Below are 15255 nucleotides of genomic sequence, written 5' to 3'. Positions count from 1 at the left end.
AGGCCAGCGCCAGCGCGCCGAGGCTGCATTGTCCCCAATGCCGCGAAAGGCCTGCCACACTGCTGGCAAAGCACTGTCCGAACGACGCATGAACAAGCATCCCTGCACCCCACCCGCACCCGGCGACAACATCGCCGCCCTGCTCACGCCCGCCCTGGTCGTGGACCTCGACGCGATGCAGCGCAACCTGCAGTGCATGGCCGATTTCGCGCGCCAGCACCGCCTGCGCCTGCGGCCGCACGCGAAGATGCACAAGTGCGCCGCCATTGCCAAGCTGCAGGTCGCCGCCGGGGCGGTCGGCGTGTGCGTGCAGAAGCTCTCGGAGGCCGAAGCGCTGGCGGCGGCCGGCATCACGGACCTGTTCATCAGCAACGAGGTCATCGACCTGGCGAAGCTCGCGCGCGTGGCCGAACTCGCCGGCCGGGTGACGCTGGCCATCGCCGTCGACTCGAAGCTCGGCGTCGAGCGGCTGGCGCTGGCCATGCAGTCCGCCGGCAGCCAGATCGACGTGTTCGTCGAGGTCGATGTCGGCCAGGGCCGCTGCGGCGTGGCGCCGACTGCCGCCGGCGCGCTGGCGCAGCAGGTCGTCGCGCACGCTTCTGCAGGCCTGCGCTTCGCCGGCCTGCAGGCCTACCACGGCCGCGCGCAACACCTGCGCAGCGCCGCCGAGCGCGAGGCCGCGATCCACCACGCCGCCTCGCTGGCCCGCGCCGCACAGGCCACGGTCACCGCCGCCGGCATCCATTGCCCGCTCGTCACCGGTGCCGGCACCGGCAGCTTCACCTTCGAAGCCGCCAGCGGCCTGTGGGGCGAACTGCAAGCCGGCAGCTACCTCTTCATGGACCGCGACTACGCCGAGAACCAACTCGCCCCCGGCGCCCCGGTCTTCGAGCAGGCGCTGTTCATCAAAAGCCAGGTCATCAGCCGCGGCGCGGCCCACGCCGTCGTCGACGCCGGCCACAAGACCTACGCCATCGACAGCGGCCTGCCAACGGTCTGGCAGCGCAGCGACCTGACCGTCACCAACGGCGGCGACGAACACGGCATCCTGCATCCCGCGCCGCATGCTAGCGCCGATGTGCTGCCGCAGCTCGGCGACATCGTCTGGCTGGTGCCGGGCCACTGCGACCCGACGGTCAATTTGCATGACCACCTTGTCGCTGTGCGCGGGGGCTTGAGCGACGGGGTGGTCGAGGCGGTGTGGGCGGTGGATGCGCGGGGTTGTGTCACCTGATCCAGTACCTGAGCCGGGGCGCGCTTCGATGCACGGTCAAATGCTAAGAATCGTGAATTAATGCGCGACTTGGTGATTTTCTAGGCAGCCACCTCCCCAAAGTATGGGGGGCATGCCGCAAGCGCCGCCGCAGCGCCGATGCTAGATTTCGCCGCGCGCAGCCGTGCCGACACACAAAAACAACGGGTCAGAAAGCGCGCATTCATTCAAAAGGGGATGCCCTGCACTGCGTGTGCCATGGGCTTTGAGGGAGTTGAGATGAAGAAGTGCCTGTGGGCATGGCTGCTGTGCCTGCCGATGTTGTTGGTCGCCTGTGGCGGTGGGGGAGGTGGTGGGGGAACGTCCGCGCCCGCTGCGGTGTTGAGCATCAGCGCCCAGCCGATCGATCAGGCCGTCACCGAGGGCCAGCCAGTCCAGTTCAGCGTGACGGCCAGCAACGTGCAGGGCTATCAATGGCAGGTCAATGCAGGCCAGGGGTGGACAGACCTCACTGGCGCGAGTTCTTCGAGCTATCGGGTAGACAGCGCCACGATGGCCATGAACGGCCAGCAGTACCGCGTGACACTTACGGGACGCGATGGGCAACTGATCAGTTCCGCCGTGACGCTGCGGGTCAATGCAGCAGCGGTTGCGCCAACGGTCCTGGTGTCGCCCCTGCCTGCAACCGTTGTCGAAGGGCAGGGCACCACGTTCAACGTGACGGCGACCGGTACGTCTGTCTCCTATCAATGGCAGGTTTCCGCTGGCGCCGACGGCTGGACGCCGGTGAACGGCGCCACAGGTGCGCAGTTGCAGCTGGTGGACGTGACACTTGGCCAAAGCGGTGCGCTGTATCGCGTGGTGGTCAGCAACGTGCTGGGGACTTCGACGAGCGATGCAGCGTTGCTCACGGTGACGCCATTGCCCGTGGCGCCGAGCATCACTTCGCAGCCGGCCAGTGTGTCCATCAATGCTGGGCAGACAGGCACCTTTACGGTGGTTGCTGCCGGCACGCCAGTGCCTGACCTAGGCTGGCAAATCAGCACTGATGGCGGAAGCCATTGGACGAACATTGCTGGCGCTACTGGCGCCGCCTATTCACTGGCGAGTGCGACGCTGGCTGATGACGGCAAGCAATTCCGCGCCGTGGCCAGCAACAGCGTTGGCCAGTTGGCGAGCCAGGCTGCGGTGTTGACGGTGAAGCCAGTCCCGGTCGCTCCCACGTTCACACGTCAGCCCGAGAACGTTTCGGCATCGATCGGGAGCAGCGTGAGTCTGTCGGCCGAGGTTGCCGGCGCGCCATCGCCGTCCCTGCAGTGGCAGACCAGCGGCGATGGCAGCAACTGGTTCAATGTGAATGGCGCGACGAGCGCCAGCTATGCGCCGCCGACTCTGAGCGGCGCCGATAACGGTCGGCTGTATCGCCTGGTCGCGACGAACGGCACAGGAAGCAGCATCAGCAGTGTTTCTGCGTTGACGGTTGCTTCCTCGGCCAGCGGTGGTCCGGCCCTGTCCTTGTTCGCCGGCGCAATGGGCGGCTCAGGAGGGCTGGACGGTGCTGGCCCAGACGCGCGCTTGATCAGCGTGGCCGGTTTGGCCGTGACTCCGGGCGGCGAGGTGTTAGTGGCGGATGACTTCGGGCATACCGTGCGCAAACTTTCTTCCTCCGGCATGCTGAGCAGTTGGCTTGGTGTGTACAACCAGCCGGGGTACTTGGAAGGTGTCGGCGCTGCTGCCCGCTTCAATGCGCCCCAAGGACTGGCCATGGACTCGGCGGGCAATGTCTACCTTGCTGATCTCTTCAACAGTTCGATCCGCAAGATCACAAGTGCAGGGAGGGTGTCCACATTGGTCAGTGGTATCAGCGTCAGCTCGGTGGCCGTTGATGCCTCGGGTGTGCTTTACGCCGCTGGCTTGCAGGGCATCAATCGAGTGGCGCCTGATGGCAGTGTGACCCTGGTGCGAGGCAACGCCGTTTTCGTGGGGGGCATCGCGGGCATCGCCGTGGCAAAAAACGGCGATCTTTGGGTGACAGACAGCAGCGGCCACACCGTTCAGCACTTGACGGCTGCGGGCAATGTGGTGGAAGTGTTCGGTGCTCCGGGTATCTCCGGCAGCGCTGATGGCAACGCCGGCATGGCCCGTTTCGATCTCCCCCGGGCCATTGCTGTGGACAGTGCAACGGGCAGTGTGTTCGTAACCGATGCGGGCAACTGCACTGTTCGCAAGATCACTCCCATCGGCAATGTGAGCACCGTTGCTGGCCGCGCAGGGGTCGATGGCATTGAGGATGGGGCTGGAAGCGACGCGCACTTCAGTACCAACATGGGGGCACTGGCAGTTGCACCTTCCGGCGACATTTACGTGGGTGATGGCAATGCTGTCCGGAAACTCGGCGTTTCGGGAGGCTTGTATGTGGTGAGCACCGTGGCGGGTGCACCGCGCTACGGGGCTTCGTCGCCCATTGGGGTGGTTTCGGATGGTGCCGGCAATGTCTATGTTGCGGACAGCATGGCCCACGTCGTTCGCAAGTACACGCCGGACGGTGGCGAAGTTCTCGGCTTCGCGGGGAACGGCGTCGAGGGATCCACAGACGGCGCCAACACCAGCGCATCTTTCAGCGGTCCGAGTGGCTTGGCGGTCGATGTGGCTGGCAATCTCTATGTCGCCGACACTGGCAATCACACCATTCGCAAGGTGACTCCTGCGGGTGTGGTGAGTACGCTGGCCGGCCTCGCTGGGCAGGCGGGTGCTACGGACGGCATTCGCACTGCGGCCCGGTTTGCATCACCGGTGAGCGTGGCCGTCGACACGGCTGGCAATGTGTACGTCGCGGACGCGGGCAACCACAACATCCGCAAGATTCTGTCCAACGGCACGGTGAGCACTTTCAGCGGTGTGGCGGGGCAATCTGGCTACGCTGATGGCACGGCCCAGCAAGCGCGATTTGCCAGTCCCAATAGCATTGCGATAGATGGCGCCAATCGCGTTTTTGTCGCCGATGAAAACCGCGTGATCCGGCAACTCGATGCGAACGGCAAGGCCACAACGCTGGCTGGCCAGCCGTTGCCTTCCGGCAGTGTGGATGGCGTTGGCTCTGAGGCTCGCTTCGGGCGCAACCTGCAATTGGCTGCGGCGGGCAGCACGCTCTATATCGCAGACAACGACAACGGTCTGGTCCGCAGCTTGGACAGTTCGGGCAGGGTCTCCACCGTCGCGGGCCTTGCCGGGCAGGTTGGCATGCGCCTGGGAACCGATCCGCGCTTCAACTTCATCAGCGGGATGGCTGCGACAGGCGCTGGGAAGTTGCTGCTGACCAGCACCACCGAGCAGTCGGTGTTCGTCCTGGCGTTCTAGTCCTGCTGTCGGCGCTGCCGGGCTTTCGGGCGCGCTACCCCGAGATCGAGCTGGACCTGGGCGTGAGCGACCGTTCTGTGGACTTGATCGGTGAAGGGGTGGACTGCGTGATCCGCGCTGGCGCGCTGCCCGATTCATCGCTCATTGCGCGCCACCTGACCGACCTGGCCTGGCACCTGCGCCAGCCCGCGGTACCTGCAGGCGCGTGGCACGCCGAAGCATCCGTCCGAGCTGCTGCCAGCCGCCGCTGCACCGCGAGCGCTGGCTGGACATGGCGTGGCCGGCTACAGGGCCGCGCCCTACCTGCAGAGCGGGCAATTGCGCGAGGTGCTGGCGGACTGGAGCCGCCCGCTCACGCCGCTGCACCTGGTCCATCCCGGCAATCGCCAGCTGAATGCGAAGCTGCGTGTGTTCGTGGATTGGGCGGTCAAGATTTTTGCCGGGATGGACGTCGCCACACGCTGAAAAAAGCGGCAACAACCGTCCACAGCCGCTGTGGACAAGCTTGTGTCCAAGCCGTGACCAGTGGCGCCAAGTCCTTGTGGCTGTGGCGTTTTCCTTGCCGTGCTCCCGGTTTGAGCAGGGTCAGCTCGACACGTCCTTGGTTCGTGTGCGCGAGACGGCCGACATGATGCCGATGCCCAGCACGATCAGGCAGGTGATGCCGATGTACAGCGGCGCAATGCCCACTGCGACCATGCCCCAGGCCACGCCGGCCACCAGCAGCACGAGCCCGATCAGGAAGATTGCAAACGACATGGGGAACTCCTTTGAACGCCGGGGGCAGGGCACGGCTTGGACTTGCGCACTTTAGGGGCCCGCTCCCTGGCCGCGCATCAGCCAAGCGCGGAGGCTGGCGTAGGGCCCGACCTACGGCGGGCCCTCACTCGTCCTTGAAGCCGCTGGCCTTGACCCCGCCGGTCCAGCGCAGCGCCTCGGCCTTCACCAACCGGCCGCCGCTACCGTGCCTGGGCGCTTTCCCGCAATCGCAACCACAGCGCCACCAGCAGCCCGGCCGCCGCAGCCAGGCAGCCCACCAGGTACACGCTGGACAGGCCGGCGCTGTCCGCCAGCAGCCCGGCCAACGGCCCGGTGAGGCCGTAGGCCAGGTCCTGGAAGGCCGAGAAGCCGCCCATGGCCGTGCCGCGCAGCGGCGGCGCCACGCGCTGCACCACCTCGCGGCCCATGGCCGGGAAGATCATCGAGCAACCCAGGCCGGTCAGGAAGGCGCCGGCCAGCGCCAGGGCCGGCGTGGTGGCCTGCCAGATCAAACCCTGGCCCAGCGCTTCCACCACCAGCGAACCGATGGCCACTGGCAGCCCGCCGATGCGGTCCGGCAGCCGGCCGAACAGCACGCGTACCAGCACAAAGCCGGCACCAAACGCCGTCAGCCCCAGGCCGGCATGCGGCCAGTGGCGGTCCAGGAAACTCAGGCTGAAAAACGCGCCAATGGCCGCAAAGCCAATGCCCTGCAGGCAGACCACCAGGCCGTGGGCCCAGATCTGGCCCAGCACCTGGCGCAGCGAAGGCCGCTGCGCAGCGGACGGCACCGCCACCACGGGCAGGCCACGCACCGCCAGCCAGCCCAGTGCGGGCAACAGCGCACTCGCCGCCATTGCGCCCGCAAAGCCCACCTGCTGCTGCAGCACCAGCCCCAGCGGCCCGCCCACGGCCAGCGCCGCATAAATGGCCGCACCCACCAGCGCCAGCACCTGGCCCGAACGGGCCGGGCCGACGAGGGCGATGCCCCAGGCGATCACGCCCACCGCGACCAGGCTTTCGCCCAGCCCCAGCAACAGCCGGCCGGCGACCAGCACCGCGAACGCGCCCACGGCAGGCAGCGAAGCCATGCCGGCCGCCATCGAGGCCAGCGCACCGGCGATGTAGAACAGCAGCCCGCGCGACACCGCGAGCTTGGCGCTGCGCCGGTCCGCGATGCTGCCGGCGTGGCCGCGCGTCAGGATGGTCGCGAGGAAGGCGATGCCCACGGCCAGCCCGGCCCAGGCATGGCCGAGGCCCAGCCGGCCGGTAACAAAGACCGGCACCACCGGCAGGGCCATGCCCACGCAGAGGTAGGCCACGAAGAGCAGCGCGGTGAGCAGCAGCAGCTGGCGCTGCGCGGGGGCATCGGTCGAGAAAGAAGAGAAACGCATGGCATGCATGTCCAGTGGGTCTCGCGTCGACGGGATGCAGCAGGTGAAAGCACGGGCAAGCGCACACCCCGATCAGCGAGATCGGTGAGTGCGTTGACTGACGTGAACGCTTACGGCCAAGCTGGCTGGCGGCTGTCGATTTCCCTCGGCGCTGCAAGGGGCAGGAAGGTGGGTGTGACCGTGACGGTCTCCTTCGTCATGGCGCCGAGTGGCGGAATAATATGAAGAAACATTCAAGTTTTCCATTCGCGTTTGGAGCCATCGCCATGACCACCCGCCCCAGCGCCCCTATCGCCTCGCGCAGGCAGCCCAAGCAGGCCCGCTCGAACGACCTGGTTGCCGCCATCCTCGAAGCGGCCCTTCAGGTTTTGGCCAAGGAAGGCGCGCGCCGCTTCACCACCACGCGCGTGGCCGAGCGGGCCGGCGTCAGCATCGGCTCGGTCTACCAGTACTTCCCGAACAAGGCATCCATCCTGTTTCGCCTGCAGAGCGACGAATGGCGGCAGACCACCGAGATGCTGAGCCGCATCCTGGAAGGCACCCGGCAGTCGCCGTTGGAGCGCTTGCGGGTGCTGGTGCATGCCTTCATCCGCTCGGAGTGCGACGAGGCCGAGGTGCGCACCGCGCTGGCTGCCGCCGCGCCGCTGTACCGCGACGCACCGGAGGCGCACGAGGCCCGCGCGTCCGGCAACCGCACCGTGCAGCGCTTCATGGCCGAGGCACTGCCAAGCGCATCGAAGGCCACGCGCACGCTGGCGGCAGAGCTCATCACCACCACGCTGGGTGCGGTCGGCAAGGAGTTCTCGGAAAGCCCGCGCACGCCGAGGGAGATCAAGTCCTACGCCAACGCGATGGCCGACATGTTCTGCGCCTACCTGGGCCGCCTGTGAGCGGCTGATCTGGTGAAGACCATGACTTGACAAGGCCGAGGCCCTGGCTAAAACTAAACCAAATGGTTAACAGTGAAGCCGCCCAACTCGACCTGGTCTTCGCCGCGCTGTCAGACGCGACGCGGCGCAGCGTGCTGGTGCAGCTGGAGCGCCTGGCGCAGCAAGGCGAGGTCAGCTGCAGCGTCAGCGAGCTGGCGCAGCCGCATGGCATGTCGCTGCCGGGGTTCATGAAGCACCTGGCCGTGCTCGAAGCCGCGGGCCTGATTGCCCGCGCCAAGGCCGGGCGTGTGGTGCGCTGCGAACTGGATGCCGCGCCCATGCAGGCGGCGGCGCGCTGGATCTCCCGCTACGAGCGTTTCTGGACCGAGCGCTTCGACGCGCTCGATCGTTTTCTCCACCAACAGGAAGCATCGACGCCATGCCCGCTGCCCAGCCCCAATCCCGTGCCGCCGTCCTCGGCGAAGCCCCAGGCCAAGTCAGCCTCACGCGCCGCTACCGCGTCCCGCCCGAAAAAGTCTGGCGCGCCTGGACCGAGGCGCAAGCGCTGAGCCAGTGGTTCGGCCATCCGGGCGAGGACCGCGCGCCCACCGTGGCCGAGATCGACCTCAGCGTGGGCGGGCGCTACCGCATTGCGTTCGAAGGCGCCAACGGCGAGATGAACGAAGTCTCGGGCGTCTACCAGGAAGTCGAGCTGCACAGCCGGCTGGTCTTCACCTGGGCCTGGCAGAGCACGCCCGAGCGCGTCTCGCGCGTCAGCGTCACGCTGGCCGCGGTGGATGGCGGCGCAGGCACTGAAATGCATTTCGTGCACGACCGCTTCTTCGACGCCCAGGCCGCCACCAACCACGAGCGCGGCTGGCAGCCCGCCTTCGAGGCGCTGGGCGCCTTCCTGCAACGCAAACCTCAGGAGGCATGACATGCCCAGCACCGTGTACCAGGCCAGCTGCCACTGCGGCCGCATCAAGTTCGAGGCCGAAGGCGAGCTCACCTCGGTCATGTCCTGCAACTGCTCGATGTGCCAGCGCAAGGGCGTGCTGATGTGGTTCGTGCAGCGCAGCGCATTGCGCCTTTTCACGCCCGAGGAGGATACCAGCGTCTACCTCTTCAACAAGCACGTGATCCAGCACCGCTTCTGCCCCACCTGCGGCATCCATCCGTATGGCGAAGGCAAGGCGCCGAATGGCGACGAGATGGCGGCGGTCAATGTGCGCTGCATCGAAGGCATCGACCTCGCGGCCTTGCCTGTCACACACCACGACGGCCGCGCGATGTGACCATGTGAGCTTGCGAGCGCGCCTGCCTCAGGTGCCAGCGGCCTGGCGTGCCCGGCTTCGCGAGGCGTTCACCGCGAGCCAGATCGCCGAGATGAGGAAGTAGACGGCCCCCACGCCCGCGTAGCCCGCGAGGGTCACGATGGGCGGTGCCGACAGCGCGAACGACTGCTGGATGAAAAACGCGCCGGCCAGCGCAGATTGCGCGCCGCTCAGCACCGAGGCCCACTGGCCGCTGTGGCTCTTCCACCGGCGAACCGCGGTGGCGAGCTGCAACACGCCCGCGCCAATCGCCCAGGCGCCGAAGATCGCCAGCACCCAGCTTTGGCTGTGCTGCACTGCCGCGATCACCAGCAGCGTCGTCAAGGCGCTCACGGCGACATTGATCGCCTGCGTCGGGTTGCGCTTCAGGCCACCGCTGCGGATGGCGTCCAGGTAATTCGCCGCCGCATCCCAGGCGGGGTACAGGCACAACAGCACGGCGGCGATCATCGCGTCGTGGCGCCCCAGCGCAATGGCTGCGGCGACCCAGGCGAACGAGAACGCGGCGCGGGTGAAGCTGTAGAGGGTCAGCCAACGGGTGTCGGCGGCTCGCATGGACGGGGTAGGCATGAGGCTAGGTCTTTCGAGTGAAGGGCGTGCTACGCCGAAGGCGTGAGTCGCTGGAGGTGGGAGGACATGACCCTGCCGAACAGGCTGGGCTCGCCTGCGGCACGGGCGGTGAGCAGCGCCCCATGCACGGCGGCCATGAAGGTGTGGGCTTCCACTTCGATGGGTTGGCTCAGCCGCAGCTGGCCGCCGGCCGCGCCGTCCTGCAGCGCGGCCTGCAGCCATGCGACCAGGGCCTGGAAGTGGCCGCGCACCTCTGCCGCCACTTCCGGTGGCAGCGAAGGCAGCTCCGCGGCCAGCAGCGCGCAGAGGCAGAAAGGGTCGGTGTCCGTCGCCACGCAGCGTTCCCAGTAGCCTACGTAGGCTCGCAGCTGTGCGGCAGGATCCGCCACGTTGGCGCGAATCGCCGCCAGCCCGGCAGCGGCCGCTTGCCGGTAGTTCGCCACCAAGGTGCGCACCAGGGCCACCTTGCTCGGGAAGTGATGGTGGATGCTGGGCTTGCGAATGCCGACCTGGTCCGCCACGTCGGCATAACTGAAGCCATGAAAGCCGCGCTGCAGGATGAGCTGGTGCGCGGACCGAAGGATTCGGTCGAGGGTGGAATCGTCAGCCATGAATTGCAGTCTACCGACTAGTTGGTAGGTTGTCAATTTGACGCCGGGCTTTCCCTTGTCCAGCGATGAGCAAGCACGGCCGGAAGACGGCCTTGGCTTTGGTGGGTTGGTCTTATCTGATTAACCTACTGAAACTGATTCGTGGAGATTTCGCCGTTTCTTAGGGGATAACGCCATTAATTTGATTTAGTCATTGAAATAAATTTCGCTACGAGGCGACGCAGGCGCGGCGCCTGAACCTCATCGTTGGAGCCCTCGCCATGCGATCTTTTCCCTTTCTTGTCCTCCCCTCGCTGCTGGCCTCGGCCACGCTGTGTGCCTGCGGTGGCCGTGACCGTCCGATCGCGCGTTTGAGCCCGGCCAGCGCCGGCACGCTGAGCCAGTGCAGCACGCTGGTGGCCAGCTTCGGTTTTGCCAACACCACCCTGACCGCGGCCACCGATGTGGCGGCCGGGACCCTGACCGTGGCGGGTCAGCCCGTGCCGGCGCATTGCCTGGTCACTGGCACGATGAACGCCCGCACCGGTACCAACGGCAGCTATGCCATCGGCTTCGAGCTGCGCTTGCCAGTGGCCTGGAATGGCCGCTTCTATTACCAGGCCAATGGCGGCCTGGATGGCGCGGTGGTCACCGCGTTGGGCGGCCTCGGCGGCGGTCCATTGACCGGCGCGCTGCTGCAGGGCTTTGCGGTGCTCAGCTCCGATGCGGGCCACAGCAATGCGCAGAACGCGCCGGGTGCCGCCAACTTCGGCAATGACCCACAGGCCCGGCTGGACTATGGCTACCAGGCCGTGGGCACGCTCACGCCGATGGCCAAGCAACTCGTGCAGGCCAGCTATGGCCGCGCCCCCGACCGCGCCTACATCGGCGGCTGCTCCAACGGCGGCCGCCACACCATGGTGGCTGCGGCCCGCGATGCCGAGCAGTACGACGGCTACCTGGTAGGCGACCCAGGCTTCCACCTGCCGCGCGCCGCCATCGCCAACATCGCCGGCTACCAGCAGTACCTCACCCTGGCCAGCACCAGTGGCGATGCGTCCACCGGCTTCTCCCAGGCCGAACGTGCGCTGGTCAGCAATGCCGTGCTGGCCAGGTGCGATGCATTGGATGGCGCGACAGATGGTCTGGTGCAGGACGTGGCGGCCTGCCGCGGCGCCTTCAGCCTGGACCGCGACGTGCCCACCTGCGCCGGCACTCGGGACGGCACCTGCCTCAGCAGCGAACAGAAGGCGGTGATCGCGCAACTATTCGCTGGCGCCAAGGCGGGCGACGGCAGCCTAGTCTACGCGGCCTGGCCGTACGACGCAGGCCTGGCCACCAACGGCTGGGCCTCATGGAAGTTCTCTGCGCCCGCCACCCGCGATTCCGTGGCTGTCGGCCAGGTCTGGCAGGCCCCGCCAGAAGACGCCGCGACCTTCGTGCCCACCACCTTCGCCGCCACGGGCAGCATCGACCAGATGCTGGCCCGCGTGATGGCCACCACGGCCATCTTCACCGAGTCGGCCTGGCACTTCATGGTGCCGCCCAACGAGACCGAGCTGTCCACGCTGAAGTACCGTGGCGCCAAGATGCTGGTCTACCACGGTGCCTCCGACCCCATCTTCAGCCACGACGACACCTTGAACTGGTACCAGGCACTGGCCAAGGCCAACGGCGGGGACGCCAGCGATTTCGCACGGTTCTACAGCGTGCCCGGCATGAACCACTGTTCCGGCGGCCCGGCCACCGACCAATTCGACATGCTTTCGCAACTGGTGACCTGGGCGGAGCAGGGCCAGGCGCCGGGCGCCATCACCGCCACTGCGCGCGGCCCTGGCAATGCCGGCGGTGTCAACGCCGACGTGCCTGTCACCTGGTCCGCGACCCGCACGCGACCGCTGTGCCCGTCGCCCCAAGTTGCCCGCTACCAGGGCAGCGGCAGCCTGGATGACGCCGCGAACTTCAGTTGCCAGTGAGGCGCAAAGGGGGCGCAAAGGGGGCGCCGGCGCAAGAGGCCTGGAAGCCCGCGCGGCAGTCGTCGGTCCGCCGCTTCAGCCTCGCGCCCCCAACCTCATCACCACCGCCAACCCGCCTTCAGCAGGCGCATGCGCCTCGATGCGCCCGCCATGCGACTCGATCGCCCGCTTCGCAATCGTCAAGCCCAAGGCCGAAGCCTTCGAGGGGCGTCCTGGTGATTGGCGTGTGTGTTGCGTCCTGCAAAGTGTAGACATCGCTGCAGGAACCCTCTATGCGCACGAGCGTCGTGATTGACGAAAGGCTGATGGCGGAAACGCTGAAGGTGACAGGCATCTAGACCAAGCGCGAGGCCGTGCAGCAAGGCCTTCGAACGCTGTTGCCCCTGAAGCAGCAAACCGAATTGCGCAAGCTGCGCGTCAAGTACGAGCGGGAAGGCGACCTTGACGCCATGAGGCGTGACAAGTGAACCTGGTTGATTCCCGCGTCTGGATCGACTTCTTCCGCAACCAGCCGACGGTGCAGGCGGAATGGCTGGACCGGAAGTTGCGCAGCCGAGGCGTGACGATTCGCGGCACCGTCGACCTGCTCATTGCAACGCGATGCCTGAACGACGGCTTCCGCCTGCAGCACAGCGACCGCGACTTCGACGCCTTCGAGACCCATCTCGGGCTGCAGGTGGTGGATTGCGCAGACTGAAGCGGTGTGCCCCCACGTCGAATTTGGCAGGGGCATCGACCGTTGCTGACTCAAACTTCCGCCTCAAAGCGGCGTGCCGATGGCTGTATGCCGCAGTGACCAGGAGAGAGCCGAACCACACAGTCACCTGCCGGATTCAGGCCTAGGTCTGTACCTGGGCCAGTGCTTGCTCGAATGCCCAGATGCAGCCAGCGCGAAGCTCGGGCTCCTGGTCTTCGGCCGTTAGCCAGGACGCCATTGACTCAGCGTCAAGTTGCCACTTCCCTGGGCTCAGCGTTGCGGTGATCTGAGCATAGATGCGGTGATGGATTTCGTTGAGGATGCGCAGCGCCGATGGGTCGCGCACCCCCGGGGCTTGGAATTCATAGGCACCCCTGGCCAGGACGGTGAGCCAATGGCCCGCGAGCGCAAGGAAGCGCACGGACTCGTCGGGTGACATTGCTTCCAGTGCGGCTTCGCATTCGGCTTGTGTCAGGGGCATGGACGACGATTTTTGGACAGAGGGGGGTTGAGGTCACGACGCTCGCCGGATTTGTCCGCGTCATTGGTTTCAACAAAATGGACGAGCGCAAAACGTCCCCGAACCAGGGCACTGACACACCGAGTTCCAGAGATTCCGGCCACTGGCACCGGCTAGCTCGTCGACATTGCGGAGCGCAACTCCTGGAGAAATGCCTCGCCCATGCCCCGGATGACACCTGCAGCCAAGCTGTCTGCCCACACGGCGGGCGCCGACGCGAAGCTGGGCGCGGAGACCTGGGAGACGTAGGTCCCACCTTCACATTCGAGGAAAAAGGTGAACAGCGGCATTCGTGAAGACACCTCGTGGTTTGCCGTGGCCAATTGCATCGAGTTCGCTCGAAGCCTCAACCCGCGCCCGCTGGTTCGACCCAGTAGAGTTGCTTGTGACCACGGCCTTCGTACAGCGCCTGGTAATAGTTGGCGACACGTGGACTCTCGTAGGTGTGGATCAGAAACTTGTTGCCGTTGTCGTCCAGGCGAAAGAGCTGAGTGGGATTCAAGTCCTTGAAGAATGCCGGGCATCGGGTCCGCAATAGCTCGACCATGCCAGTGTTCAGATGGTAGGTGTGCCCTCGAAGATTCAGGTAGTCCAGTACCGCTTCCACTTCGAGTCGGTCCATGTAGATGTTCAACACGGGCACAGACAGATGGCACTCCAATGTGATTTGGAGACCCCAGGGCAATTCGTAGAACCAAAGCTCGACGGGACCAGGCGCGTCCCAGTCCGCAGGTTGATCCAGGTGCCGCGCACCAAACTTCTCGATGACGGCACCATGGGCCAGGTCCACCGACAGCACGATCTCGCCGACCTGGATGTCTTCCCGTGTGATTTGACGCATCGGGTGCGCTGGATTGAGTGGTGTCATTTCGTGGAGCGCCGGAGGAAATTGAGTGCTGCAACCGTGGCTTCAGTCCCACCATGTCACGACGGCCTGATGAAGACCAGCCGCGGCCGCGTAGAAATGCATGAGTGCCTTGGCGTGCCGCTGGATGTACACGGCGTAGTCGCCCGGAATTTCTTGGTCTGGATGCCGTGATCGGACCGCTGTTTCGGTGAGGCTCATCTCGGTGACGGGAAGTGCTTCGAGTGCCTCCGCGATTTGTACGACGACATCGGGCTCGTGGCTCCGAATGTCGTCGTAGACGAAGTACCCGTCAGCACCGGTCGGGAAGTCCGGGTTCAGCAGTTCGCCGCCGCACAGCGCCTGCGCCACTGTGGAAGCAAGGTCGACCTGTGCCAGCGCGAGCAATGCTCGCTCCAGGAAGACTGGCGACCAGTCCAGGTCTTCAAATGCTTCCTGAGCATCCACCTCAAAGGAAATGATGGACATCAGGGCATTCGCGTCCGACTTGGCGGCGCTGAATCGTTGAGCGCTGATGCGGGCAAGCTGTTGTGTGACGGCCATGCGCTCAGGTCGATTCGATTTGGCCACCCAAGACAAGGATCTCGTGATACCGCGCATAGGACATCCCTGCCGCGGCTTCATGCGCAATGGCATGGTCCAAGCCCACCTCGAATCCGATTCGTGGTCGTTGGGAACTGGTGCGGAACTGGATCCGCACAGGCAGCCCCAGCGTCGTGCCGTATGCCTTGATGTCGTTGGCAAGCCTGCCGCCCACCGTCGGTTCCTGCGTGCCGTCCGCATCGTAGAGCTGCACATAGCGTTCGAAAGCCGGCCGTTCAACTTCTGCCCAGGCGCCCCAGCCGTAGTAGTCTGGCTGATCGGTAAACGAAACCTGAAGGATGCAGCGGATGAAGAATCGCTCGCCCATCACACACAGGTCGTTGCCGAACTTGGCCTGCTCCGCGCGTTGGTCTTCCGGCAATGCCCAGACCACGTCGGGCAACGTGTAGCCGGTGTCCGTGGGTAGGCTGTCATGTGTGCCGCCGCAGCAGGAGCAGACGAAGGATGGCATTCGGGGCGTCCGTTCAAGTGAATGAAGCGCGGGGAACGATGCTGGTTTCTCCGTCGC

The 15255-nt window shown here is 65.8% G+C and carries 17 protein-coding genes and 1 pseudogene; 10 read left to right on the top strand and 8 right to left on the bottom strand.

Features of this window, described 5'->3' with window-relative positions:
* Nucleotides 1-88: 88 nt before the first annotated feature.
* From AC3WR5_RS16890 to AC3WR5_RS16875, 4 genes and pseudogenes are all read left to right on the top strand, one after another.
* A complete protein-coding gene (locus AC3WR5_RS16890) occupies nucleotides 89-1234 on the top strand; it encodes a DSD1 family PLP-dependent enzyme (RefSeq protein ID WP_492485843.1) in 1146 nt (381 codons plus the stop codon).
* 138 nt (nucleotides 1235-1372) lie between these two features.
* Nucleotides 1373-4570 (top strand): NHL domain-containing protein, encoded by a 3198-nt coding sequence (locus AC3WR5_RS16885; protein ID WP_492485842.1) that lies wholly within the window; start codon nucleotides 1373-1375, stop codon nucleotides 4568-4570.
* Nucleotides 4571-4572: 2 nt separating this feature from the next.
* Nucleotides 4573-4689: pseudogene (locus tag AC3WR5_RS16880) on the top strand (LysR family transcriptional regulator); the annotation flags it as partial.
* Between the two features lie 157 nt (nucleotides 4690-4846).
* Nucleotides 4847-5035 (top strand): hypothetical protein, encoded by a 189-nt coding sequence (locus AC3WR5_RS16875; protein WP_492485841.1) that lies wholly within the window; start codon nucleotides 4847-4849, stop codon nucleotides 5033-5035.
* A 120-nt stretch (nucleotides 5036-5155) separates the two neighbouring features.
* On the opposite strand, the gene AC3WR5_RS16870 is transcribed toward AC3WR5_RS16875, so the two are convergent.
* Together AC3WR5_RS16870 and AC3WR5_RS16865 are read right to left on the bottom strand one after the other, a co-directional pair.
* Entirely contained in the window at nucleotides 5156-5329 is a 174-nt protein-coding gene (locus AC3WR5_RS16870; RefSeq protein ID WP_170201035.1) for a hypothetical protein, read from the bottom strand.
* A gap of 200 nt (nucleotides 5330-5529) precedes the next feature.
* The gene (locus AC3WR5_RS16865; protein ID WP_492485840.1) at nucleotides 5530-6723 is read right to left on the bottom strand and encodes an arabinose transporter; all 1194 of its coding nucleotides are present in this window, start codon (nucleotides 6721-6723) and stop codon (nucleotides 5530-5532) included.
* A 221-nt stretch (nucleotides 6724-6944) separates the two neighbouring features.
* On the opposite strand from AC3WR5_RS16865, the gene AC3WR5_RS16860 reads away from it, so the two are divergent.
* From AC3WR5_RS16860 to AC3WR5_RS16845, 4 genes are all read left to right on the top strand, one after another.
* Nucleotides 6945-7613: a TetR/AcrR family transcriptional regulator gene (locus AC3WR5_RS16860; protein ID WP_492485839.1), complete on the top strand. Its 669-nt coding sequence runs from the start codon at nucleotides 6945-6947 to the stop codon at nucleotides 7611-7613.
* Between the two features lie 62 nt (nucleotides 7614-7675).
* A complete protein-coding gene (locus AC3WR5_RS16855) occupies nucleotides 7676-8161 on the top strand; it encodes an ArsR/SmtB family transcription factor (protein ID WP_492485838.1) in 486 nt (161 codons plus the stop codon).
* Nucleotides 8158-8529, top strand: a complete 372-nt coding sequence (locus tag AC3WR5_RS16850) for an SRPBCC family protein (RefSeq protein WP_141288442.1) — start codon at nucleotides 8158-8160, stop codon at nucleotides 8527-8529. The genes AC3WR5_RS16855 and AC3WR5_RS16850 overlap by 4 nt, the downstream gene beginning before the upstream one ends.
* Before the next feature lies 1 nt (nucleotide 8530).
* Nucleotides 8531-8887: a GFA family protein gene (locus tag AC3WR5_RS16845; protein ID WP_492485837.1), complete on the top strand. Its 357-nt coding sequence runs from the start codon at nucleotides 8531-8533 to the stop codon at nucleotides 8885-8887.
* A 27-nt stretch (nucleotides 8888-8914) separates the two neighbouring features.
* On the opposite strand, the gene AC3WR5_RS16840 is transcribed toward AC3WR5_RS16845, so the two are convergent.
* Nucleotides 8915-9496: a DUF308 domain-containing protein gene (locus AC3WR5_RS16840; protein WP_492485836.1), complete on the bottom strand. Its 582-nt coding sequence runs from the start codon at nucleotides 9494-9496 to the stop codon at nucleotides 8915-8917.
* A 29-nt stretch (nucleotides 9497-9525) separates the two neighbouring features.
* The gene (locus AC3WR5_RS16835; protein WP_492485835.1) at nucleotides 9526-10107 is read right to left on the bottom strand and encodes a TetR/AcrR family transcriptional regulator; all 582 of its coding nucleotides are present in this window, start codon (nucleotides 10105-10107) and stop codon (nucleotides 9526-9528) included.
* A 260-nt stretch (nucleotides 10108-10367) separates the two neighbouring features.
* Here AC3WR5_RS16835 and AC3WR5_RS16830 point away from each other — a divergent pair, with 260 nt between their 5' ends.
* A complete protein-coding gene (locus tag AC3WR5_RS16830; protein ID WP_492485834.1) occupies nucleotides 10368-12062 on the top strand; it encodes a tannase/feruloyl esterase family alpha/beta hydrolase in 1695 nt (564 codons plus the stop codon).
* Nucleotides 12063-12525: 463 nt separating this feature from the next.
* Nucleotides 12526-12759 (top strand): PIN domain-containing protein, encoded by a 234-nt coding sequence (locus AC3WR5_RS16825; RefSeq protein ID WP_492485833.1) that lies wholly within the window; start codon nucleotides 12526-12528, stop codon nucleotides 12757-12759.
* 142 nt (nucleotides 12760-12901) lie between these two features.
* On the opposite strand, the gene AC3WR5_RS16820 is transcribed toward AC3WR5_RS16825, so the two are convergent.
* From AC3WR5_RS16820 to AC3WR5_RS16805, 4 genes are all read right to left on the bottom strand, one after another.
* Nucleotides 12902-13240 carry a hypothetical protein gene (locus AC3WR5_RS16820; protein ID WP_492485832.1) on the bottom strand — a complete coding sequence of 113 codons (339 nt, stop codon included), beginning with the start codon at nucleotides 13238-13240 and terminating at the stop codon, nucleotides 12902-12904.
* A 385-nt stretch (nucleotides 13241-13625) separates the two neighbouring features.
* Nucleotides 13626-14147: a hypothetical protein gene (locus tag AC3WR5_RS16815; protein ID WP_492485831.1), complete on the bottom strand. Its 522-nt coding sequence runs from the start codon at nucleotides 14145-14147 to the stop codon at nucleotides 13626-13628.
* 42 nt (nucleotides 14148-14189) lie between these two features.
* Complete coding sequence (locus AC3WR5_RS16810; RefSeq protein WP_492485830.1) at nucleotides 14190-14687, bottom strand: hypothetical protein; 498 nt, start codon at nucleotides 14685-14687, stop codon at nucleotides 14190-14192.
* A 4-nt stretch (nucleotides 14688-14691) separates the two neighbouring features.
* Complete coding sequence (locus tag AC3WR5_RS16805) at nucleotides 14692-15198, bottom strand: DUF2199 domain-containing protein (protein WP_492485829.1); 507 nt, start codon at nucleotides 15196-15198, stop codon at nucleotides 14692-14694.
* Nucleotides 15199-15255 lie beyond the last annotated feature (57 nt).

This window comes from Ideonella sp. FW305-24, assembly GCF_058788035.1.
The sequence above is the reverse complement of the archived record's forward strand: the minus strand, read 5'-3'. Positions and strand labels throughout refer to the sequence as shown.